This is a genomic window from Streptomyces sp. NRRL B-24484 (assembly GCF_000717715.1).
GTDB lineage: Bacteria > Actinomycetota > Actinomycetes > Streptomycetales > Streptomycetaceae > Kitasatospora.
Window position 1 is genome coordinate 50,100 of sequence record NZ_JOAI01000041.1, and the last position, 21,157, is coordinate 71,256.

Here is a 21,157-nt window from a genome sequence, read left to right on the forward strand (position 1 = left end):
GCGGTCAGCCTCCCTGGACGTGGAGTGTGGCGCTGGCGTGGCCGGTGACGGCGGGCGTGCCGGGCCAGAAGATCGGGTGGTAGGTCTCGGTGACGTCGACGACGATGCTGCCGTCGCCAGCCCAGCTGACGGTGCCGGTGGCCTTGGCCTGGGAGAGGTAGGCGTAGGCGGCGCGCTGGGCGGCCTCGCGGTCGACGGTGATGCCATCCCCGGAGATCGCTCGGCCGACGTTGACGCTGTTGGCGCCGCTGCGGGCAGCTTCCTGGGCTGCGGCCTGGGCGTGGTTGAGAGCTCGGAGCTTCCCGCCGCCGTCCACGATCAGCGCGATGACGGCGAAGACGGACACGATCGCCACCGCGACGAACAGCGTGATGGCGCCTTCGTCGGGGCGGGCCGTGAGACGGGCCGTGATCCGGGCCCGCAGCCGGGCCGTGGCGCCAGTCATTGCTGCCGTCCTCGATAAGGGTCAATGGGGGAGGTGAAGTGAGCCGTGATGGTCTTGGTCCCGGGGAATCCGGGGATGGTCAGGTCGGCGAGGTTGAGCTGGCAGGTGACGGTGACGGTGACGCTGGCGGGGGTGCCGAGAGGCGCGGAGAACCCGGCAGTGGGGACGTCGACCTGTAGGGACGTGCAGGTGTGGCCCTGGTCCTGGAGGGTCTGCTGGGCGATGCGGCTGCCTTCCGAGCGGGCCGTGTTCGGATCGCGCACCAGGGAGGCGGCCCGGGCGGCGTTGCGGGCGGCGGCGTCTACGGCGCCTTCGGCGATGTGGATCCGGCCGGCGGCGACGGCGACCAGGAGCGCGGTCAGTAGTACGGGGGCGAGGATCGCCGCCTCCAGGCTCAGACTGCCCCGATCGCGCAGTCGCGGCCGAGTGCGGGTGCGGGTGCGGTTCATGGCAGCTCCGCGGGGCGTTCGCGGGAGGCACTGGCGTGCTGGTGGATGCCCAAGCTCAGCCCGGGGATCCACGTGTCGACGCGTCCGGAGACGTCGATGCGCACCGTGTTTCCGTCGCTGCCGGTCACGGCGCGGCCGGTGATGCCGCCGCCGGCCCGGTCGAGGAAGCCGTTGGTGACCGTGAGGCCCTGGTCGAGGGTGGCGCCCTGGACGCGCGCGGTGTCGACGCCGCGCTGCGCTGCGGACAGGGCGACGTTGCGGGCGTGGTACCAGAAACTGACGGTGATGATGCCGAAGATCAGGGTCATGACCACGGGGAAGACGACGGCCAGCTCCAGGGACAGCGCACCGCTGTCCCCGGAGCCGGACCGCTTCACCCGGTGGCGTGCCCAGGAGTGCAGGCGGCGCCGGCGCTGCAACACGTCCTCCTGGTGGTGGATGAAACCGGTGGGTGACAAGGACCGACGTCAGTCGGCTACTTGATCTGGCCTTCCTTCTCGTTGAGCTTGCCGTTGAGGAACACACCCAGGCCGATGGCCATGGCGACCAGGATGCCGATCAGGATGGCGCCCTCGATCGACAGCGCACCGCGGTCACGCTCGGCGTGGGCGGCCTGCAGCCGGGCGGAGTGCGCGCGCAGCTGGATGGACAGGTAGGTCAGCAGCGGGTCGTGGAGCACGGGTCTTTCCCCCTTGGTCGGTGAATCAGTTGGTGAACAGCCGGGCGATGGCGCCAAGGCCCGGCCAGGTCGTGAAAGCGAACGAGACGACCACAGCGGCGGCGCTCCAGAGGATCAGCTGGACGGTCGTACCGCTGCTGTCGCCGGTGCGCAGGCGGGCAAGGAGCCTGGGGCCGGCCTCGGGCGGGTCATCGGACACGTGGGACGTTCCTCCCTGGTCAGGCGGCCATGATCCGCGCGATGGCGGGGTAGCCGATCCAGATGGACATGATGATCACCAGGGCCGTCACCGGGACGATCATCTTCTCTGAGGCAGCGTTCGCCTCGGCCTGAGCATCCGTCAGCAGCACGCCGCGCAGGCTGCGGGCCTGGGCCTGCAGCGTGGAGTACACGGCTGCGCCTTCCTCGCCGGCGAGGGCCATGATGTCGGCCGGTGCGCCGAGTTCGGGGACACCAAGTTCCTCGGAGAGCTGCTTGAGGCCTTCCCACGGCGGGATGCCGGCGAGTTCGGCCCGGGTGAGGGCGTCGCGCAGCCGGGAGAACACCCAGCCCTCGCCGATGTCGGCGGCCTTGCGCAGGGCTTCGCTCGGGCCGGCGTCGGCGGCCCGCTCCAGGCACACGAGTTCCAGGTAGGACGCGATGGCGAAGCGGAACTCGCGGCGGGCCGCGGCCGCCTCCTCACGAACCTGGATGTCGGGCAGGAACGAGAACAGGACCGCGAGCGCCACCCCGGCCAGCGCCGGGAGCGCGAAGGGCATGCTGGAGCCGGCCAGGGCGACCGAGGCGACGGTGAAGCAGGGAAGCAGCAGGCCGATCAGCGCGTAGCCGAGCTTGCGGCCCATGTGCTGCGCCGGGGTGCGGCCGAGCAGGTCGAGCTCCTGCTGCGGAAGGCGGAAGGGGCCCTCGCCGACCTGGGCCAGCAGCCGGCCGCCGATCCGTTCCAGGACGGAGTTGGGTGCGCGCACCGCGCGCGGCTCCAGGTTCTCCAGCCGGCCGGCGTCCATGCGGCGCAGCAGGTCGCCGAGGTCGGCGCGCGGTCGCATCAGGCCGGTGGCGGCGATGACCGCTCCGATGCCGCAGGCGGCGCCGGAGACGATCGCGGGAGCGGACACGATCACCGGGCTGCTCCTTCCTGGCTGTCGGGCTGTGTGTTGGCAGGGGCGAGGAAGCGGGGTGCGGGCTTGGCCAGCGACATGCGGCGCATCCACACGATGACGCCGACGAAGGCGACGGCGAGGGCAACGGCGAGGACCTGCCCGGTGAGGGTGTTGTAGGGCTCGACGAAGCTGCCGGACAGCACCGTGAGCGCGAAGACGATCAGGCAGAACATGCTCACCCAGCGCATGTTGGTGCGCGGCTTCTCCCGGTCGGCCTCGACCTTGCGCCGCATCAGGACCTCCTCGGCGAGCTGCGCGGCGAGCTCCTTGAGTGCGGAGCTGAGGCCGGCACCGCGGTCCTGCGCATGCATGATCAGCAGTGCGGCCACCGAGTCGGCGGAGGCGTCGTTGAGCTCGTCGGCGAAGGACCGGTAGGCGAGCTGGGGCCGCCAGCCTGAGGCGAGCCGGGAGGCGAGGCGGGTCAGCTGGCCGGTGAGCGGCTTGGGCGCGGTGCGCAGGCTGCTGGTGACGGCCTGCTCCAGCGAGACGCCGGCGGTGTGGATGTCGGACAGGCGCCGCACCCACTCCTCCAAGGCCTCCAAGCGCTGGATCTGCGCCTTGCTGCCGCGGCCGGGCTGCCATATCCACGGCAGGCCGAGGACCGCCGCCGCGGACAGCAGGCCGCCGATGGGCCAGGAGCTGAACAGCCACACCAGCAGGCCGGTCACGGCGGCGGCCGGGAGGAGGGCACGCTGGTTGGCCCACACGCTCAGCGGGCCGGTGCCGTCGCTCTGGCTGGCGGCCGCGCGCAGGCGTCGCTCGATCGGCCCCTGCGGCCGGGCCCGGGCGGGACCGCGCGTGCCGACCAGGCCGACCACGGCGAGGACGAGGCCGCCGACGGCGGCGGTGCCGCCCAGGGCCGCCATCAGCGCTTCGGGAGTGAGGGTCACAGCCGGCTCACCGCCTGCAGCGGGTGCTCCCAGGAGCCCCAGGGCTGGCGCAGCAGGTTGCGGTCGAAGCCGGCGCGCTCCAGGTCTTCCAGGCACTGCGGGGCCATGAGCGGCACGGCGCGCACCTCGCGGTGACGCTCGTCCTCACGCGGCCCGAAGATCATCTGCCTCGAGGGCCGGCCGCCCTCGCCGACGCCGGTGATCTCCATGACCTGGGAGACGAAACGGTGCCGGACACCGCCGATCGCGGTCTCGTCGACCAGGCGCACGTAGACGATGAAGTCGATGGCGTTGGCGATCAGCCGGTAGGCGAGGGAGTCGGTCATCTGCGTGTCCTCGTCCTGCATGGCGAGCATGACGAGCCGCTCGATCGCCATCTCCGCGGAGCGGGCGTGCAGCGTGCACATCGAGCCGCCCTCGCCCTCGTTCATGGCGTGCAGCATCGGCAGGACTTCCTTGCCGCGGACCTCGCCAACGATCACGCGGCGCAGCGACATGCGCAGGGCCTGGCGGAACAAATCGGTGAGGGTGATCTCGCCAGCCGCGCGGCCGTCCGGGCCGCGTTCGCCGTTGCCCTCGCGGGCCTCGAAGGCGACCACGGTCGGGCCCTCGGGGTCCTCGTGGAGCCACAGCTCGTACTCGCCCTCCAGGGTGCCCACCCGCTCGGAGCGGGGAATCTCCCTGGCCATCGCACGCATCAGGGACGTCTTGCCGACACCCTGCGAGCCGGCGACGACGATGTTCTTGCGCGCGAGCACCGCGCTCTGCAGGAAGGCGGCGAGGGTGGAGTCGATGGTGCCCCACTCCTGAAGGGCCTTCAGGCCCTGGGCGCGGGTGCGGTGGCGGCGGATGACGATCTCAGGCTTGGGGGTGACCCACGCGGTCGCCGCGAGACGCGAGCCATCGGCCAGCCGGGTGTTGAGGGTCGGGGTGGCCGGGGTGAGCGAGCGCTCGCCCTGGCCCTGGGTGCGGACCAGCTGGTTGATCAGCTCGATCAGGCCCGCGTCCGACTCGGCAACCCGTCCGACCTGCCTAGAGGGGCGGTCGCGGTAGTCCACACGCACGTTGTCGAAGCCGCTGACGATGATGTTCTCGGTCTCACTGTCGTCCAGGTAGGGCTGGAGCCGGCCGGCCTGGAAAAGCTCGTCGAAGACGGCCCGCTTCACGGCCTGCTCATCCGTCTGCGTCAGCGGCCGTGCAGTCGCGGCGTACGCGGTCGCCCACTCGGAGACCAGGCGGTTGACCAGGCTCTGCCCGAGCTGCCGACGGTCCTCGCCCGTCATGCCCGGGGTGTCGGCGCTGGCCTGCGCGAGGCGCTCGGCGACCCGCTGCCGAAGCTGGATGACCTCGTCGAACGGCACAGGCAGCACACCGGCGGCGTCCGTCCCTGCTGCGGTCGGCCTCACCGGCCCCGGCACGATCCGTCGCGCCGTCGGCGCCTCGACAGGATCGGCCACGGGCGCGGCCGGCACCGGGACCGGGGCGGTGGGGATTGACCAGCCGGTGCCCCGCTGGCCCTGCAGCAGCGCGTCACGGAAACGCGAAGCCCGGGCAGAGCCCGGCGCCTGATCTGCGGGGGAGGCCGGGAGCGTGTCAGACATGGGTTCCCTCCACACGGCGCGGGGCCAGCTGGATCCGGCGGCGCGTCGCGGCCAGCGTGATCGGCTCGTGGGCGGTGCGCGCAGCCCGCATCAGCGGCGCCATGGCGAACCGGCCGCGGACCTTCCCGCCGTTCGTCAGCACCTCGGCCGTTCCCGGGTCGTGCGCGAGCGTGGCGACCACCGGCACCCGCAGGTGAGCGGCGATCTCTGCGGCAGGATGTGGGCCCTCCTCGATGAGCAGCAGCCCCAGCGACCCAGAGCCGGTGCCGTGCCGTTCCAAGTCCTCCCGTACCGCCTTCACCACCGGGGCGGTCGCGGTCAGCGACGCCGCGGTGCCGCGCACCACCAGCAGCACCACATCGGCCCGGCGCAGCAGCACGGCCGGCGAGGCGCTCTCGCTCAGACGGGTCGAGGACTCCACACACACCCGCCCGGCGTCCACGACGATGTCGTAGCCGTCCTCCTCCATCACCCGCAGCAGCCGGTGCAGCGCATCCCACGTGCCGGCCAGCGAGGCCGCCTGCGCCGGGTCGGTCAGCCCGGGCAGCAGCAACCGCTCACCCGCCGCATCGAAGGCCACCAGGTGCTGCTCGAAGACCTCTGGCAGCGTGCCGGCGCGATCCGCGGTCGCCAGCCGGTGCAGGCCGATCTGCGCCGTCGTGCCGTAGCCCTGCAGGTAGCCGGCACGGATGCTGCCCCCGGCCGGGTCGCACTCGGCGAGCAGGGTGCGCTTCGGTGCGGCCAGCGCCAGGGCCAGTGCCGAGCACGTCACCCCGCTGCTCTTGGCGCTCGCCAGCGCCACCATCGCCATCAGGACCGCCCCTTCAGGACGACCGCGACCCGCCCGGTCGCCGCCCACGACGCCACGGTCGGCGCCTCGACGGGGGAGACGGCCAGGTCCACCACCCGCACGCCGTTGGCGTCCGGCGCGGAGACCTGCACCACCACCGCACCGATCGTTGAGGGCTGCCCGGTCGACTTGGCATCGTCCTGGCCCTGCCCGGGCGTCTGCACCACCGTCACCACATCCCCGGCCTGCAGTGCACCGGCCGGAAGCTGGCCCTGCTTGGCCAGCACACCGACGATGTCCTTGCCCGCGGCGACCGGCTTGCCGCTGCGCACTGACCGGTCGGTGACCAGCGCGCCGGCGGGCAGGTCCGCGGCGGCCGCCTTCCCGAGGATGTCGTGGCTGCGGGTGACCGGGACCGGCTTCAGCGCGGGGTCGGCGACCACGGACGCGGCGATCAGGTCGTCGGAGGTGATGACCTTGCCTGCGGGAATGTCGTGCGCGACCGCGATCACGCTGACCCGGTCGCCGGCCTGGTTGACGAAGTAGGCGGCGCTCAGGCCGCCGAGCGCGGCCAGGGCCACGCCCACCGCGACGACCATCGGGCGGCGCGAGCGGCGCGGACCGCTGTCGGTGACCGGCAGCGGTGCGGGCTGCTGGCGGCCGCCCTCGGCGGCCGGTGCCGGGCGCGGCTGGGAAATGCTGCGTGCCATCAGGGCTTTCCTTCAGCAGGAGGTACAAGGGGACGCCGGAGCGCCCCGGTGCGGTGAGGGAGCGTCAGCGGTTGTTGAGGGCCTGGGCCTCGGCGATCGACACGTCCGCGTTCGAGGTGCGGTCGACGAGGATCTGGCCGCCCTGCCCGGTGGTCGCCGTCCAGTCGACGACCCACTTGCTCGTGGCGGTGATCTGGAAGTGCCCGGGCCGGGTGTAGGTGTGGCCGCAGTCGGGGGCGCTGGTGCCGTAGGAAGGCTGGTAGGGCTTGCCGGGGCTCTTGCACGTGACGGAGGTGCCGTCGCCGGTCGACCAGATGATCCGGTCCACGCGCGCGGTTGCCGTCACGGTGACGCCGCCGGCGGACGCGCTCGCGCTGTTGGGGCCCCAGGTCGTGGCCGAGGTGTTGTTCCACAGCCACACGGGCAGGCCGACCAGCGAGGTCCCGCCCTGCTTGGGCGCGGTGCCGATATCCGCGCCGGTCAGGCCCATCCGACTGACCATGTTCTGCGCGATGACCGCGGGGTCGACCATGCCGCCGTAGCCGGGCGGCGGAGTGGTCCGGTAGTAGGTGCCGCCCTGCAACTCCGCACCCTTGGCCAGGCACGCCACGTCGTACAGCGCGCCCTTGTCCGGGGAGGCGCCGGCGCCGCCGCCGATCGCGATGGACCAGCCGGGATCGCTGGCAGGCGGCTGCGGGGCGAAGGCCTTCCAGTAGCAGCGGTCGGACGGGTTGAACCAGCCCAGGTCGTCGCGGTGGCAGGGCACCTCGTGGTCGTCGATCCGGCACACCGCGCCGCCGCCCCCGTTGCCGCTGCCGCTGCCGCCCGGATCCTTACCGTTGCCGCCGTTGCCGCCGCCGTCGGTCGTGGTGCCGCCGCCGGCATGGACATCGCAGTCGCCAGCGAGCGGTGGGCAGCCAGCGCCCCCATCGCCTGCTGAGGCCTGACCGACGGCGAGGCCGGCAGTGACGAGCAGAGCCGAGGCCACTGCGCCCGCGAGGCGCCGCGCGGTCAGCATGTCTGGGCCCGGTCGATCGCGGCCTCGGTCATCTTCCAGCCGTCCGAGAACAGCATGGCGGTGCCGTTGAGGACGTGCCGGTGGTCGCTTCCGGTCTCGATGGGCTTGCCGCTGGTCTTGTCGACGGGGACGAAGTTCGTGGTGTCCACGCAGTCCTTGATCGTGGCCTTCGGCGCGTCTGCCAGGTCGATCGCGGTGACCTGCGGCGCAAGGGTGGGTTCGCCCTTCAACACCTGGTTGTGGTCCTGGTAGTAGACCGCCGTCACCTTGATGTTCGCCAGCGCCTTGTGGGCGGCGTACTTCTCCAGGTCCGATCCGGTCAGCGTGCCCGAGGTGTAGACCTTCACCTGGGCTGCCCACATGCTCCGGTAGGCGGCGAGCACCCGAGCGGTGGCATCCGCGGTGGGGTTGGCCGTGGGCGAGGGGGCGGCTGAGGTGGAGGCGGCCGGCGGCGGCGCCTCAGCGGTCTTCCCGCTGGACTGGCATGCCGTCAGACCTGCAGCGCACAGGCAGGCCACCAGGCCTGCCGCGGCGCGGACAGTAGCTGTACGTGTGATGGCCTGAGCCACAGTCAATCCCCCTACACGTCATCTGTGACCGAACGGTGCTGCTGCAGGAGACCCAAGATCCCGGTCGCCGGTTCCCGGCGGGCAAGCCGGCGCTGAGGTGCCGACAACCCGTGGGCCGAGCGGCTCAGCACCTGCCCTCCCTAACCGGAAGGTGGTGCCTATCGTCACCGCAAGCGCTGACAAGACGGCGCGAAAGCATCGGTCGGACCTTGTGCAGATACGACCAATTCACGCAAGTGATCGTGCGTCACGTCCGCCACACTACGAGAAATGTGGCCGGATTCCTACCGCATAGTGCAGTAGTGATTACTCGCAGTGGCTTAATTTCGCATCAAAAGTCGCGAATAGTGCATAAAGGTCGCCATTCAGTTACAGAACGTTTCTCCCGCCTCACCAGATGGCACCAAGCCATCGGGCATATGCACCAGTCGCCCGCAGGCCTTGGTGCAGGCCAGGAGGCCTGCACCACCTCGGACAGCGTCACTCGAAGACCGCGTCGTCCTCCTCCGGCGGCGGCTCGGGCCAATCCTCCGACGGTGCCGACTGCTCGTCAGACGCCTTTGCTGAAGGCTTGGTCCGGCCCCGATCGCGCGCTGGGCTGTCCGGAGCGGGCGACGGCTTCTTCTCCAGCCGCGTCCGTGACTTCTCCGGCTCCTTTCCTTGGCGGGTCAGGACATCCAGGAAATCCCACACCGCCCGGTCCTGGGCATCGGCGGGCCGCTGCCCGTCCACCGGCTTCGCCGCCAGCGCGCGGTCGGCGGTGCGACGCAGGTGCTCCGTGCGGTTCTCCCGGCGGCACGGCGCGAAGACCTCCGCGACCTGGGCACCGTGAAACAGCAGCGGGCCGACCTTCTGCCCGCCCGAGGTGACCTGCGCGTAGTAGCGGAACCGCGGGAGGTTCGCGATCGCCTCCACGCTCACCACGCTGTGCCACTCCTCGGCGACCAGCCGCACCGAGTCCCGCGCACCGGCGGTGCTGCTGACCACCGAGGAGTTCTGCAGCAGGGAGTCCCGGGTGGTGCCCTGGATACGCTGAAGCAGCTGCAGTGCCACGTGCAGGCGCACCCCGAACTTGCGCAGCTCCTCGGTGATGGACGCCCATGCATCGCCCGCAGCCGCGTCCAGGCTGATCATCTCGTCGGCGAAGACGTGGAAGGGGCGCCGCTGCTCCGGCTCAAGGTCGCGCCGGGAGATGCCGGAGCGGTAGAGGTCCTGCACCAGCAGGGTCAGCAGCAGCCGGTCGCTGGGGCCGGTGCCGGCGAGCGTCAGCCACACGATCCTGCGCTCGTCCATGGCGGTGCGCAGGTCGAAGTGCCCGATGGGCTGTCCCAGGAACGCCGCCACGACCGGGTTCGCGGCGAGCCGGTCCAACGGGTTGGTCACCACCGGGTAGGCCTCACGCGGGATGGTGGGGAACGTGGTGGTCCACCAGCGCCTGGTGCTGTCGCAGACGTGCATCAGCAGCTTCTCCCGCCAGGCCTGGCTGTTGAGGACCGTGCGGATCTGGAAGATCGTCGCCTGCGCCTCGGGCCGGCCGCGGCGCACCGCGACCTCGTTGTACTCCACCAGCAGCTTCACCGCCTCGGTCAGCAGCGTCATCGCCCGTGGCGCGGTGCTGTCCGACCAGTTCAACGCGCTGGCCAGGGCGTTGACGACACCGGCGCGCACCAGGTGCGGCGCCTGGAAGCGGTCCATGCCCAGCGGGTTCCACGACGGCAGCCGTCCCTCGTCCCGGCGGCGCGATTGCACCGCCCGGTCGGCGGCCGCGAAGTCGATCCGCCACACCCGGTCGCACAGGTCCTCGTGCGCGAGGTACGGGGCCACGGCGCGCCAGGTGTCGCCGTGCGGGTCGATGTACATCACGCCCGAGCCGGCCAGCGCGAGCGCCAACGACTGGACCATGGCCGACTCGGTCTTGCCGTAGTTCGCGCGGCCGATCTTCACCGAGAACAGGAACTCCTCCTCCCGCACGGCCGCCAGCCGTCGGCTGCCGTCCCGCTCCACCAGCCAGCCCTGCGGCACCAGCGCCTCGCCCAGCCGGTAGGTCGGAAGATCGGAGGCCGGCACCGGAACCCTGGCGTGCACCGTCGGCGGCTTCAACAGACCCTGCAGCTCACCGACCCCCACCCAGTTCTGGCGCCGCGGCCCGATACGGCCGCTGCGCCAGCGCCGGTCGAAGTCTCCGCGCCGGTACCAGCTGTCCGCACCCCACGTGACGGGGCCGAACCGGCCACCGTCGGCGACGAGCCGGCTGCCGCCGTTGAAGACATCGAACGCCGCCGTCAGCTGGGCCAGCCGGGCCCGGGCACGACCCTCGACGGTCGAGGAGCAGCGCACCATGACCTGGACACGGACCAGGGACCGGCGGTGCAGCAGCCGGCCGAGGGCCTTGGGCACGTCCACCGGCCGCGGCTGCGGGGGAGTGGGCAGCATCTTCGTGTGCGGCTGCTGGCCGCCGCCGACGAGGCCAGCCAGCTGGTAGGCGATGGAGTCCTCGGCGGCCGCGGCGTCGGCGGCCGCGTGCCTGGCAGCCTTACGGGCCTGCGACCGGTTGCGTTCGCGGGCCTCGTGGAGCAGACGCCAGTTGGTCAGCTTCAGCTGCCACCGTGGGACGCGCTGGATGTCGACGACGATCTCGGCGAGATCCCGGGCGGCGACCCGCACGTCCGCGACGGCGTCCAGGATGGGCTGCAGCGGGTCCGGGTCCAGCGGCACGGTCCGGAACTCAGCCGCCGGCCGGCCGCTCACGACGAACTCGGCGCGCACCGTATGCAGGCGCTTCTCCTCCTCCTCCTTTGCGCTCTTGGGTGTGGCCTTGGCGGGCAGCCACCGCCGCTTCCGGCCTTCGGCGCGGTCCTTGGCGTCCTGCTCCGCGACGGGGTCCGGCGCGGGATCGGCGCGGGTGACCGTGACGTCGGCGTACGGGCTGAGCGTGAGCAGCTCCGTGGCCGAGGTGTGTGCCTCCAGGGAGTACTCAAGCGGCACCTCGCCGTCCGCACGCAGGCGCAGCCGTACGGCCCGGGCCGGCCGTGGGGTCCACCACGGCCCCTTGTCGACGGCGCGCAGCAGCGTCGTGGTCTGCCGCCAGATGTCTTCCTCGGCCGGATCGAAGGCGCGTGTGGGGGTGAGGACCACACGCTGCCGTTCGGCGAGCACCTTGCGGACGAGCAGGTGCCGCACCCACAAGGCCGCAGCCGCGGCGAGTGCAGCGGGCGTGAGGATCCATACGAGGTGGCTGCCGGTCCAGGCTGCGGCGTTGCCGAGTGCGGATGCCGTGCCGGTCACGGCCTGCCAGGCGGCAGCGGCCTGGCCGGGCTGAGGGGTGCTCATCGCTGGGGCTCCCAGGTGCCGTTCGGGGTGCGGGCGAGGTGGACGGTGGCGGGGCGGTGGTCGCCGTAGTCGCCGATGGGGGAGGTGCCGACCCACAGCAGGTCGGCCCGCGCCCGGGCGGGGTCGCCCCCTTCGGTGTGCACGGCGACGGCCTGGATACGAACGTCGGTGTAGAGGTACACGCGACCCGCGCCCTGGGCGGCGGGGAAGTAGTCGGGCCAGCGATCGCGGCCGGTGCCGGTGGTCTCGGCGAGCCATACCTGGCCGGCGAGGTCGGCCAGCTGCCGGGCGAGGTCGGGCGGCAGGTCGCTGGGATGGTCCCGGGTGTAGGCGGTCTGCAGCGCGCGGTCGCCTGCGGGCCCGTCGCCCGCGGCCGCGATCCCGGACGGCATCGCCTCCTGCGGGACGGCCGAGGCGGGTCCCGCCGACGTCGGCGGCGGGGCGCTGTCCGGTGGTGGCGCTGCCGCCTCTGTGCCGGGTGCCGTGCTTGCAGTGCCGGCCGGGATGAGAGAGGTGGCCGCGCTGGGCGTGCTGTCGTTGCCGGGGTGGGCGGCGGTCCGGTTGGGGGTGCCGGGGGCGAGCAGGGCCAGGCCGGCGGCGAGGAGCAGGGCCGCGCCGGCGGCGGGCAGCAGCACATGGTGCTTGGGCATGTCGGCTTCCTTCACTGGAGGACGCGGGCGCCGCCCGCGTAGTCATGGGTCCACACCGCCGCGCGTTTCACGGTGTCGCCCGGCTTCGGGGCGTTGATCATCTGGCCGCCGCCGATGTACAGGCCGACGTGGTAGATGCCCTGGGAGGCGTTGCCGAAGAAGACCATGTCGCCGGGCTGCAGGGCCTGGACGCCGGCGGAGGCGGGAATGCGCTGGCCGACGCCGGCCTGGGCCTCGGCAACGCGCGGCAGGTGGATGCCGACCTGCGCGAACGCGTAGAGCATCAGGCCGGAGCAGTCGAAGCCGACGACCGTGCGGCCGTCCTGGCCGCCCTGCGAGCAGCAGATCCCGGTGGAGGGGCCGCTCTCGCTGCCACCGCCCCACGAGTACGGCACGCCGATCTGGGAGGCCGCGGCGTTGATGACCTTCTGCGCCTTCTCGGAGGCGGTGCCGATCGGGCCCGTCGCGCCGATTTCGGTGAAGCGCTGCATCCAGCCCAGAACCTCGTCCACGTACGCAGTGGAGGCGTTGTAGGAGTAGACGGCGCGGCGCAGTTGGCCGTTGTCCGTCAGGTCGCGGCCCTCCCCGCACAGGTAGAGGGCGGCGGCGAGGGTCTCGTCGTCGGCGTCGTTCGGGCTGGCTGCGCCCGGCTCTTCGGGTCGTACCCGCTGCGCGTAACCGGCGAAGGTGGAGGGGAGGAACTGCATCGGGCCGACCGCGGCGTCGTAGGAGGCGTTGCCGTCCCACCGGCCGCCGTCGGTGTCACGGATCGGCGTGGTGTTGCCGCCGGCGCCGGAGCCGTCGAGGACGGGGCCGATGATCGGCGGCGTGATCATGCCGTCGTCGGCGATCTGCCGGCCCTGGGCCTGGCCGGACTCCACCTGCCCGATGCCGGCGAGCAGCTGCCACGTCATGCCCTTGCAGCCGGGAGCCAGTTGCGGGGCCGCCGACGCTGCCCGCACGTACGCGGACAGCAGCCTCGCCGGGATTCCGGCGACCGATCCGACAGGGACGGTCGCGTCCGGGTTCTGCGAGGGCAGGACGGTGAGCACCAGGACGGGGATGCCGATCACCAGGACGCCCATGGCCAGGCCGCCGCAGCCCAGGCGGCGCCACCACGGGCGCCGGGCGGGCGCGCTCATTCGCTGTCCTCCTGGTCCTCGGGCGGCTGCGCGGTGCTGCGGCCGATGGCGTTGCGGAACCGTGCGGCCTGCAGGCTGCCGGTGGCCGCGTCCCAGTCGGGCTGGGATGCGCGGCGGGCGGACTCGGCGATGCGGCGCTGCATCTCCCGCGCGGCAGCCTCGCCGGGGTCGGAAGTCGGGCCAGGGTCAGCAGTGCGGACCGGGCCGGTGGGGTGGCCGAAGATTTCGCCGGTGGCCGGGTCGAAGACGCTGCCCGGCTCGCCGGGCACCGGCAGCATGCCGTCCAGGGCTGGCGGGGCCGGCCGGGCGGTGCGCTGCTCGGTGTGGATGACGCCCGGGCCGAGGGCGCCGGCGAAGTCGGCGGCGTCCCGTGCGCCGCCGTGCGAGATGGGCACGCTGCTGTTGCCGAAGTCCATGCCCGTGTCGGGCTCCAGCTCGAAGAACGGGTAGTCGGGCCGGGTGCGCTCCTTCGCGTGGTCCCAGACCGGGGCCGAGACGGATGTGGTGGGGCGGGCGGGGAACATGCGGTCGGTGTCGGCCAGGTTCTGCAGGTTGGGGGCCACGACCAGGTGGGCCGTGTTGTAGCTGGAGCGGAACTTCTCGTAGGCCTTGTCGTGGCTGTCTTGCAGCAGGCCGTAGCCGCTGCGGGCGACGCGGAGGGTGCCGGTGATGTCGCTGCCCATGTCGGCGGCGCCGGCCTTCCAGTCGCCCCACCAGTCGGAGGTCTTGTTGGAGTAGTGGTCCCACTGCCTGTCGATGCCTTCCCACATGCGGTCGTTGGCCGCGTACAGGCGGTGCATGGTGGCGGGCAGGCCGAGGGGGGAGAGGTCGAAGGCAAGCCGCCCCGCCTGGCCGGTGCGGATCGCCAGACGCCCTGCCCGGGTCTGCAGCAGCGCGTTGTGCAGGTGGTGGCCCCACGGGGTGACCTTGCTCGGGTCGTGCGGGACCGCGGTCCCGTTGTGGACCAGCACCCTGCCCGCCCCGGGGTGCTGGCCGTTCATGAAGACCATGGCGCGGTGGCCGACGCCTGCATGGCCGGGAAGGGCGTGGCCGGGGATCACCTGGCCGGGTACGGGCTTGAGGCGCTTGGCCAGCTTGTGCGCCGGCAGCGGGTTGCCCACGATCAGGTGCTTGGCCGCCCGGTAGGGCAGGGCCAGAGCGGCAAGGCCGTGGCGTGCCTCGCTGAGCGCGCCGACCGCCATGGCGCCGGCGTTCATCGGCCCGAGTCCGGGCGCCCCGAGGGCGGCAATGCTCTGGGCGAGCTTGGAGCGGTGCGTCCCGTACCCGCCGCCGAGCGAGGCCTGGCCTCCGGCGGCGCCGATCGAGGAGGAGGCCATGGCGCTCGACATGGCCAGGCCCAGGCGCGAGACGTCGTTGCCCGATCCGAAGGAGCCGCCGACGCGGGCGTAGCGCAGACGGCCTGCCAGGCGCTCGCCGACCTGGCCGGCCGCGGCGAAGACCCGCTTGTGGAAGACCAGCAGGGTCAGGCTGGCGCCGTCGACCAGCAGCAGGCGCTGGACCATGACTGTGGAGCCGGAATGGGAGAGGATCGCATCCACGGCCAACCCAAAGAAGGGAATCAGGACGGAGACTGCGAACGCGGTGACAACGCTGGTGAGGTAGACGCCCAGCCACTTCCACGCGGCCTGGCGGCTGTTGCCGGGCAGCATGGCGGACAGGAACGCCAGCGAGGTGAGGGCGCCGGCCAGGACGTCGGCGACCTGGGTGCCGATGTGGACCAGGGCCATGGACAGCAGCACCACGGCGACCAGCAGGGCGGCGATCAGTATCAGGAGCACGCCGCCGACGCGGTCCCACGTCGCGGCGCCCGCGTAGAGTGCGGCCGCCTTGCCCTCTTCGCCCTTCTCATCGAGCTCTTTGCGTAGGTTGTCGAACTCGGTCTGGTCCTTCATCAGGTCGCAGGTGCCGAGCAGGTCGTTCCAGAAGTTGTGCTCGCACTTGACCGGCTTGATGTCGCCGTGGATCCACCGCTGGTGCACGGTGATGACCGGGCTGTCGGGCTTGGGGATCTCGCCGTACTGCAGCAGCATGTACGGCTCGACGACGAGGGTGCGGGTCAGCGTCAGGCGGATCGGGCAGGAGATGTCGTGCGCATCGGGGCAGCCCGGGGTGGCGCCGCCCATGGACTGGGTGATCTGCGCGGCCTCGACGCTCGCGGCGTGTGCCTGCTGCAGCGGCCCGTCGGGGCCGAGCACCACCTCGGGGCGCATCGCCGGCAGGAACAGCAGCGAGGCCATCACCACGGTCAGGACGAGTTCGCCCAGGCCCCGCGCGACCTTGCCGCGCATGATCAGCAGGCAGCCGAACGCGAACGCCAGCGCCAGGAACAGCGCGTGCAGACTCATGTCGTTGGCGGCCAGAGTGAAGTACTTGTCGGAGATGTCGCCCGCGGCCTCGGCGAGCTTCGCCGTGATCGGAAACTCGAAGATCCACTTCACGACCATGCACATCAGGCCGACCAGGTTGCGGACCAGGGAGAAACCGGCGCCGATCAGCAGGTTGCAGATCTTCGGCTGGACGTCGGTCAGCCCACCGGGCTCGGACTTCAGGTCATAGCGCGACAGCGGCACACCCTCGGACGACAGCACATTCAGCGGGCCCAGCAGGCCACCGCCCTCGGTGCCGTCGGCGGCCTGCGCCGCGGACGAGCCGGCGAACAGGAACAGCACAGTCATGCCTGCGGTCATCAGGGCGGTCCGCCGGCCCGGCCAGTACGCCCGGCACCAGCCAGCGACCGCGGCCGCCGCACGAAAGACGCGGTTCACCGCCGCCCCGCCTTCTGCAGCGACGCCGCCCGGCCGACCCCCGTGAGGCCCGGCCGCGGCGACCGCTGCTGCGGCGTGCCGCCAGGAGTGGTGAAGATGCCGTCGGTCAGGCGCTCCACCTCGGGCACGACGACCTTGATCCGGCCGATACGGCCGTGGGAGTCGCGCAGCAGCATCTCGCCTGCCCGGTCCTTGACACCGGCGGGCGACAGGCCGGAGGTGACGGTCTGCACCAGAGCCTCGTCCTCGGCGGGCAGCCCCACCAGTTCCAGGCCCCGGCGGGCCATGGCCTGGTCACTGGTGCGCGCCAGCAGCCGGTAGGTGATCAGGCCGCGCACCGTCTCGTTACCCAGATCGTTCGCGTCGTGGCCGCCGAGCATCATCCCGGCCCAGTGCTTGCGGCCGTCGTGGGCGATCTCCTCGACCAGCGCGTGGCCCTCACCGCTGGACGTCAGCCAGTAGCACTCGTCCATGACGATCGCGGCGAACCGGCGGGCGTCCGCGAAGGCGATGTGCCGCGACAGCGCCGCGACCAGGTACAGCACCGCGCGGCCGATCAGCGCCTCGACCGGCTGCATCCGCATCAGGTCCGGGTTGGTCAGCGCGGCCTTCAGCGGCAGCGTCAGACCGGCGGTCGTGAAAACGACCATGTCGGCCGTCAGGTTGGTCAGGTCGAGAGCCGGCAGCGACGGGTCGAAGACCATCGCCGCGAGCGGGTTCTCCGCAATGACCCGCAGCAGGTTGAGGACACCGGCCGCCTCCTCGCCGTGCACACCGCCCTCGGCGGCGATCGACGCCACCTCCTGCAGCACCCGCGCCATGCTCGGCTCCGCAGAGGCGGCCGCGGCCTTCACCGCGCGGCTGATCACCGCGCCCTGCTCGGTCACCGGCCCGAGGTTCAGCTGCAGCGTCAGGTACGACAGTGCGGCGGCCTCCCCGGCGGCCCTCGGCAGCACCCGCAGTGGGTCGATGCTGCGCTGGGCATGCGCGGCGTCCACCACCTGGCAACGGCCCGCGGCGGCGGCCCGGGCGAACGACGCCCACTCCTTCAGCGGGGTCCGGTCGATCACCACGGCCCGGTGCCCGCGGTCCACCAGCTGCGACGTCAGCAGCTTCAGCGCCACCGACTTGCCGCTGCCCAGGTCACCGATCACCGCCAGAGACGCCGCCGTGTTGCGCAGCGGCGCACCCGCGAGGTCGAGCAGCACCGGCCGCGCCGTGCCCACGTCCAGGCTCAGCCCCAGCATCGGACCCGCGGCATCGCCGATGTCACTGCCCGTCAGCAGCCCGTTGAGCGCGAAGTCCTCCGACAGCTGGAACTGGGTGACCTCCCGCGCCCGCAGCGCCGGCCCCGACGCGGGCAGCCCCAGCGAGAACAGCCGCTCCTGCCCGCCGTACGGGCGGATCGCCCGGTAGCTCGCCCCCGACAGGCGGGCCTTCAGATCCCGCGCCCGCGCGTCGCACGTCTGCGCATCCGGGCCCCACACGGTCAGCACGGTGCGGGACTGCACCTCGCACTCCACCGCGGTCCGGCCCAGCCGGGCGTCCTGCTCACCCAGCACGTCCACCGACGTGCCGATCGTGTCCGGCGCCCCGGACGGGTGAGCCGCCCACTGGTCGGCCTGGTCGACCAGCTCCGCGCGCTTCTTGGCGATCGCCCGCTTGGCCTTCGCCGAGTCCACGATCGTCAGGTCCAGCACCGCGTCCACCGGGTACGGCAGCTGCTCCAGCTGCGCCAGGATGTCCGCCGCCTCCTGCGACACCGCCTCCGGGATCTCCTCCAGCGCCAGGTGCGCCTGATAGCCGAAGCCGTCCTCGGTCTCCACCTGCAGCCACAGCCGCCGAAAGCCCGGACCGCCCACGCCCCCGCGCCGCCAGCCTCGGCCCGGGCCGCCCTCGGCCTCGGCCTCGTCGGCCGACGTCTCGACACCGCCCTCCAGCAGCCGTACCTGCCCCAGCTGGGCATACGACGGGCTGCGCAACACGGCACCCACCACCCGCCCATCCATCTGCCCGCCGGCCTCCGCCAGAGACAGCAGCGGCTCCGCCATGCCGCGGTGCACGGCGTGCTGGTGCAGCCACACAATCTCCGCAGCCCGCGCCGGCCGGATGTCCAGCCCACCGCCGAAGCCGTTCTCCACCTGCCGCGCCGCCGCCCGGAACGCCTGCACCTCGTGCACCGGCACCGGCGAAGCAGGCAGCCCCAGCTGCTCGCCCAGCTGCGCCCACAGGGCGCCGCGGGTCCTGGACCACTGGCCGCCGCGGCCCGCCGCCTTGAGGGGCACCGCCAGCCACACGGCCCGCCGGTGCATCTCCGCGCCCTTCAGCATGTCCAGGGACGCGAACACGGTTTCCGCAGCCGCGTCGTGGCGCGCCGCATCCAGGCCTTCGCGCATCCGCAGGCCGATCTCGCCAGCGTCCACCTGCGCGCACACCGAGTACAGCCGAGGCGAGCCGTCCAGCGAGCGGACCAGCGAGGTGATGCGCTCCAGCAGGGTGCGCCGCACCAGCTCCGAGGAGAACCGGCTGCCCTCCTGACCCAACCGCCAAAACCCCCAGACCGTGCCGGTCGCCGACCACACCAGGTGGCCGCTGACAGCCCTGATCGCCACCCTCACTGGTGATCCCTCCTTGTTTCGCTCGTCTGTGCCGCGCCTGCCGCGGCGAGCATCTTCTGCAGGGGCGTCAGCTCCGGCCCCGCCTGCGGACGCTTGTCCGCCGCGGTTCTCGGCGCCGGGCGAGACCGTTCCTGCTTCCTGCGAGAAGCCGGTGCGGCCTGTGCCCTCGGCACCCGGACCGCTGCCGGTTCTGCCTCCGCTGTCCGGGCCGCTGCCGGTGCGGGAACCGGCGCCTTCTGCTGGACGGGTGTGTCCTGCGCGTCCCACTCCTCGATGCGGAATCCGCCCGAGAGCAGCACCGGCCGCATGGCGCCCGCCCGCCGCCCTCCGATACGCCCGCTGCGCGGTGCAGCGGTGGCCGACAGCGCGTCCAGCAGCAGCGGCAGCGGAGAGCGGCCTGCGATCCTCGAGTGCCGCACCGCCCAGATCGACAGCCCCCACGCCGCAACCGGCACCGGGCCCGCTACCGGCAGCCACCACTGCGCCGTCTTGATCAGGAAGAACCCCCCGACCGCGGCGACCGCCAGCTGCGCCGGCGTGTAGGGGCCCATCGGGATCCGCCAGTCCCCGAGCCGGCCCAGCACCCACGGGTGGCGCCGGGCCCGGGTGTAGGAGCGGCCGACCCTGGGCCGGGCGGCACTACTCACAGCCGGCCCTGGAAGACCGCCGGCATCCGCGGCGCTCCCTGGAAGTCGGTCGGCGTGGTGTTCGACTGCTGCCCCGGGTTCTTGAACTCGGAGTTGAACATCTGCTCGATGCTGTAGCGGCCGGAGAAGATGGCCAGGCACAACACCAGGCCGATCGCGCCGCCGATGGCCGCCTTGATGCTCATCCGCCGGATCGCCTGCAGGATGAGAATCCCGGTCAGCGCGGCGATCAGCAGCTTCGCCGTCCAGTCGACGAGCGCCGTCGCCCAGTAGTCGCCGAAGTTCTTGAAGGCACCCGCCAGCATGACGTCACGCATCAGCGCACTCCCGCCGAGGTCGAAGGAACAGAGGAAGGGGACGAGAGAGGGGAAGACGAGGAAGGGGTCGGGGCGAGTGCAGCCACTTCCCAGCGGCCAGCCCGGGCCCGCAGCCGCAGCGGATACGCCAGCGGCCACGACCCGCTCACGTCCTTGGCCTTCACTCGCGCCAGGACCTCGACAACCGCACCGTCGGCCGGCTGTCCCGGCACCTCCGCCTTCGACGCCAGGCCGGTCAGTTCGACCGACCGGTAGACCGCACCCGGAGCCGGCACCTTCACCCCGGGCGCCAGGTACCTCGCGCTCTCACCGACGCCCGTCAGGTACGCCTGCAGGTACTCCGTCACCGCCTGGCGCAGCGCCCCGGGCGACACCTCCACCCCGTAGGCGTCGGCACCCGGCCCGGCGGACAGCGCTCCGGGGCCGGCAACCTGGGCCGGCGGCGCCGACACCACCAGCGCATCCGGCACCCCGCCGGACCCGTTCGCGCGGACCATCTCCACCGGCACCGCGAAGTACCGCACAACCGGCACCCCGTCCTCCGGGCTCTGCGCATCCCGCCGCGGCGAAGCCTGCGCACGCGCACCATCCGGCGCATCGGCCTGCGCAGCGCCCTGCGCATGCGCGGCCGGGACCACCATCTGCGCGGCCACCGTCACCAGCCATGCGCGTCCGCCCAGCGGCGTACTGCGCACCGCCACCACCCGCCCCACCGCAGCCCGCGCATGCGCATCCGCGTCCGGCTCCGGCAACTCCACGCCCGGCGCCATCGCGCGCAGCTGCGCAGCCAGAGGAGAGGACGCGTTGCTGCGCAGCCACAGGTCGACGAAGACCTCCGCGTAGCCGGTCGGCGGCGCAATCACGTTCGGGGTGGACGCCACCACCGGCGCCGGGCCCTCGGCTGCGGCGCCCGGAACGGCGATCGCCGCGGCCAGCGCGAGCGGGCCGCTGGCCACCGCGGCCCACACAGCCCAGCGGACCAGCACGTACCTGCGCTGGGCCTGGCGAAGGCCGGAGGCCGAGGCCGCTGGCCTCGCACCGTCCGGGTCCGGAGCCTTCGGGCGCCGGGAGAGAAAGGGACTCATCGGGTCCTCCTGGTCTCAGCGGATCTGCTGACGACCGAGAGAACCCCCACGACCTTGACCGGAACCTTGATGATCAAGCCGCGGGAAGTAACTGATCCATAACATCGGCCATCAAGGTGGCCTAACCGCTCTGACCTGCGGCATCAAGGTTCACCTCCGCACCCGAAAGCCCACCTTGACGGCCTGTCCGGCCGACCTTGACGGCTCCAGTGGCGACCGGACAGGCGCCAGAGCGGCAACCTTGACGGCCACCAAGAAGCCTTGCCGTGCCACC

At 72.3% G+C, this 21,157-nt stretch carries 20 protein-coding genes; all 20 read right to left on the reverse strand.

Going from position 1 to position 21,157, the window contains the following annotated elements; genetic code table 11:
* Window positions 1-4 precede the first annotated feature (4 nt).
* Window positions 5-445 carry a pilus assembly protein TadG-related protein gene (locus tag IE98_RS0130370; protein ID WP_063749032.1) on the reverse strand — a complete coding sequence of 147 codons (441 nt, stop codon included), beginning with the start codon at window positions 443-445 and terminating at the stop codon, window positions 5-7.
* The gene (locus tag IE98_RS0130375) at window positions 442-894 is read right to left on the reverse strand and encodes a TadE/TadG family type IV pilus assembly protein (protein ID WP_052391162.1); all 453 of its coding nucleotides are present in this window, start codon (window positions 892-894) and stop codon (window positions 442-444) included. Before IE98_RS0130375 ends, IE98_RS0130370 begins: the two co-directional genes overlap by 4 nt.
* Complete coding sequence (locus tag IE98_RS0130380; RefSeq protein WP_106976749.1) at window positions 891-1,352, reverse strand: TadE family protein; 462 nt, start codon at window positions 1,350-1,352, stop codon at window positions 891-893. The genes IE98_RS0130375 and IE98_RS0130380 overlap by 4 nt, the downstream gene beginning before the upstream one ends.
* 17 nt (window positions 1,353-1,369) lie before the next feature.
* Window positions 1,370-1,573 carry a hypothetical protein gene (locus IE98_RS0130385; RefSeq protein ID WP_030274479.1) on the reverse strand — a complete coding sequence of 68 codons (204 nt, stop codon included), beginning with the start codon at window positions 1,571-1,573 and terminating at the stop codon, window positions 1,370-1,372.
* 25 nt (window positions 1,574-1,598) lie between these two features.
* Window positions 1,599-1,772, reverse strand: coding sequence for a hypothetical protein (locus IE98_RS49570; protein WP_159401120.1), 174 nt, complete (start codon window positions 1,770-1,772; stop codon window positions 1,599-1,601).
* A gap of 19 nt (window positions 1,773-1,791) precedes the next feature.
* On the reverse strand, window positions 1,792-2,691 hold the full coding sequence (locus IE98_RS0130395; protein ID WP_052391164.1) for a type II secretion system F family protein: 900 nt from the start codon (window positions 2,689-2,691) through the stop codon (window positions 1,792-1,794).
* Window positions 2,688-3,620 (reverse strand): type II secretion system F family protein, encoded by a 933-nt coding sequence (locus tag IE98_RS0130400; protein WP_078661419.1) that lies wholly within the window; start codon window positions 3,618-3,620, stop codon window positions 2,688-2,690. The genes IE98_RS0130395 and IE98_RS0130400 overlap by 4 nt, the downstream gene beginning before the upstream one ends.
* On the reverse strand, window positions 3,617-4,990 hold the full coding sequence (locus IE98_RS0130405) for a CpaF family protein (RefSeq protein WP_052391165.1): 1,374 nt from the start codon (window positions 4,988-4,990) through the stop codon (window positions 3,617-3,619). The genes IE98_RS0130400 and IE98_RS0130405 overlap by 4 nt, the downstream gene beginning before the upstream one ends.
* A 223-nt stretch (window positions 4,991-5,213) precedes the next feature.
* Window positions 5,214-6,032, reverse strand: coding sequence for a hypothetical protein (locus tag IE98_RS0130410; protein ID WP_030274489.1), 819 nt, complete (start codon window positions 6,030-6,032; stop codon window positions 5,214-5,216).
* Complete coding sequence (locus IE98_RS0130415) at window positions 6,032-6,721, reverse strand: SAF domain-containing protein (protein ID WP_030274492.1); 690 nt, start codon at window positions 6,719-6,721, stop codon at window positions 6,032-6,034. Before IE98_RS0130415 ends, IE98_RS0130410 begins: the two co-directional genes overlap by 1 nt.
* 64 nt (window positions 6,722-6,785) lie before the next feature.
* The gene (locus IE98_RS0130420) at window positions 6,786-7,511 is read right to left on the reverse strand and encodes an ATP/GTP-binding protein (protein ID WP_159401121.1); all 726 of its coding nucleotides are present in this window, start codon (window positions 7,509-7,511) and stop codon (window positions 6,786-6,788) included.
* A 221-nt stretch (window positions 7,512-7,732) separates the two neighbouring features.
* Window positions 7,733-8,101, reverse strand: a complete 369-nt coding sequence (locus IE98_RS0130425) for a hypothetical protein (protein WP_159401122.1) — start codon at window positions 8,099-8,101, stop codon at window positions 7,733-7,735.
* Window positions 8,102-8,788: 687 nt separating this feature from the next.
* On the reverse strand, window positions 8,789-11,638 hold the full coding sequence (locus IE98_RS43320) for a hypothetical protein (RefSeq protein ID WP_052391167.1): 2,850 nt from the start codon (window positions 11,636-11,638) through the stop codon (window positions 8,789-8,791).
* The gene (locus IE98_RS45235; protein ID WP_052391168.1) at window positions 11,635-12,288 is read right to left on the reverse strand and encodes a hypothetical protein; all 654 of its coding nucleotides are present in this window, start codon (window positions 12,286-12,288) and stop codon (window positions 11,635-11,637) included. The genes IE98_RS43320 and IE98_RS45235 overlap by 4 nt, the downstream gene beginning before the upstream one ends.
* An 11-nt stretch (window positions 12,289-12,299) precedes the next feature.
* On the reverse strand, window positions 12,300-13,430 hold the full coding sequence (locus IE98_RS0130440) for a C40 family peptidase (protein ID WP_052391169.1): 1,131 nt from the start codon (window positions 13,428-13,430) through the stop codon (window positions 12,300-12,302).
* The gene (locus IE98_RS0130445) at window positions 13,427-16,126 is read right to left on the reverse strand and encodes a hypothetical protein (protein WP_159401123.1); all 2,700 of its coding nucleotides are present in this window, start codon (window positions 16,124-16,126) and stop codon (window positions 13,427-13,429) included. Before IE98_RS0130445 ends, IE98_RS0130440 begins: the two co-directional genes overlap by 4 nt.
* 86 nt (window positions 16,127-16,212) lie before the next feature.
* Window positions 16,213-18,834 (reverse strand): ATP-binding protein, encoded by a 2,622-nt coding sequence (locus IE98_RS52070; RefSeq protein ID WP_043175482.1) that lies wholly within the window; start codon window positions 18,832-18,834, stop codon window positions 16,213-16,215.
* Window positions 18,831-19,385, reverse strand: a complete 555-nt coding sequence (locus IE98_RS45240) for a hypothetical protein (RefSeq protein WP_234443737.1) — start codon at window positions 19,383-19,385, stop codon at window positions 18,831-18,833. Before IE98_RS45240 ends, IE98_RS52070 begins: the two co-directional genes overlap by 4 nt.
* Window positions 19,386-19,477: 92 nt before the next feature.
* Window positions 19,478-19,798 (reverse strand): hypothetical protein, encoded by a 321-nt coding sequence (locus IE98_RS0130460; RefSeq protein ID WP_030274507.1) that lies wholly within the window; start codon window positions 19,796-19,798, stop codon window positions 19,478-19,480.
* On the reverse strand, window positions 19,798-20,784 hold the full coding sequence (locus IE98_RS0130465; protein WP_159401124.1) for a conjugal transfer protein: 987 nt from the start codon (window positions 20,782-20,784) through the stop codon (window positions 19,798-19,800). The genes IE98_RS0130460 and IE98_RS0130465 overlap by 1 nt, the downstream gene beginning before the upstream one ends.
* Between the last annotated feature and the right edge of the window lie 373 nt (window positions 20,785-21,157).

Excerpts from the sequence above, each read along its gene's own strand:
- IE98_RS0130370 (WP_063749032.1), bottom strand. The coding sequence starts at position 445 with ATGACTGGCGCCACGGCCCGGCTGCGGGCCCGGATCACGGCCCGTCTC.
- IE98_RS0130375 (WP_052391162.1), bottom strand. The coding sequence starts at position 894 with ATGAACCGCACCCGCACCCGCACTCGGCCGCGACTGCGCGATCGGGGC.
- IE98_RS0130410 (WP_030274489.1), bottom strand. The coding sequence starts at position 6,032 with ATGGCGATGGTGGCGCTGGCGAGCGCCAAGAGCAGCGGGGTGACGTGC.
- IE98_RS0130415 (WP_030274492.1), bottom strand. The coding sequence starts at position 6,721 with ATGGCACGCAGCATTTCCCAGCCGCGCCCGGCACCGGCCGCCGAGGGC.
- IE98_RS0130425 (WP_159401122.1), bottom strand. The coding sequence starts at position 8,101 with ATGTGGGCAGCCCAGGTGAAGGTCTACACCTCGGGCACGCTGACCGGA.
- IE98_RS43320 (WP_052391167.1), bottom strand. The coding sequence starts at position 11,638 with ATGAGCACCCCTCAGCCCGGCCAGGCCGCTGCCGCCTGGCAGGCCGTG.
- IE98_RS45235 (WP_052391168.1), bottom strand. The coding sequence starts at position 12,288 with ATGCCCAAGCACCATGTGCTGCTGCCCGCCGCCGGCGCGGCCCTGCTC.
- IE98_RS0130440 (WP_052391169.1), bottom strand. The coding sequence starts at position 13,430 with ATGAGCGCGCCCGCCCGGCGCCCGTGGTGGCGCCGCCTGGGCTGCGGC.
- IE98_RS0130445 (WP_159401123.1), bottom strand. The coding sequence starts at position 16,126 with ATGACTGTGCTGTTCCTGTTCGCCGGCTCGTCCGCGGCGCAGGCCGCC.
- IE98_RS45240 (WP_234443737.1), bottom strand. The coding sequence starts at position 19,385 with ATGGGCCCCTACACGCCGGCGCAGCTGGCGGTCGCCGCGGTCGGGGGG.
- IE98_RS0130460 (WP_030274507.1), bottom strand. The coding sequence starts at position 19,798 with ATGCGTGACGTCATGCTGGCGGGTGCCTTCAAGAACTTCGGCGACTAC.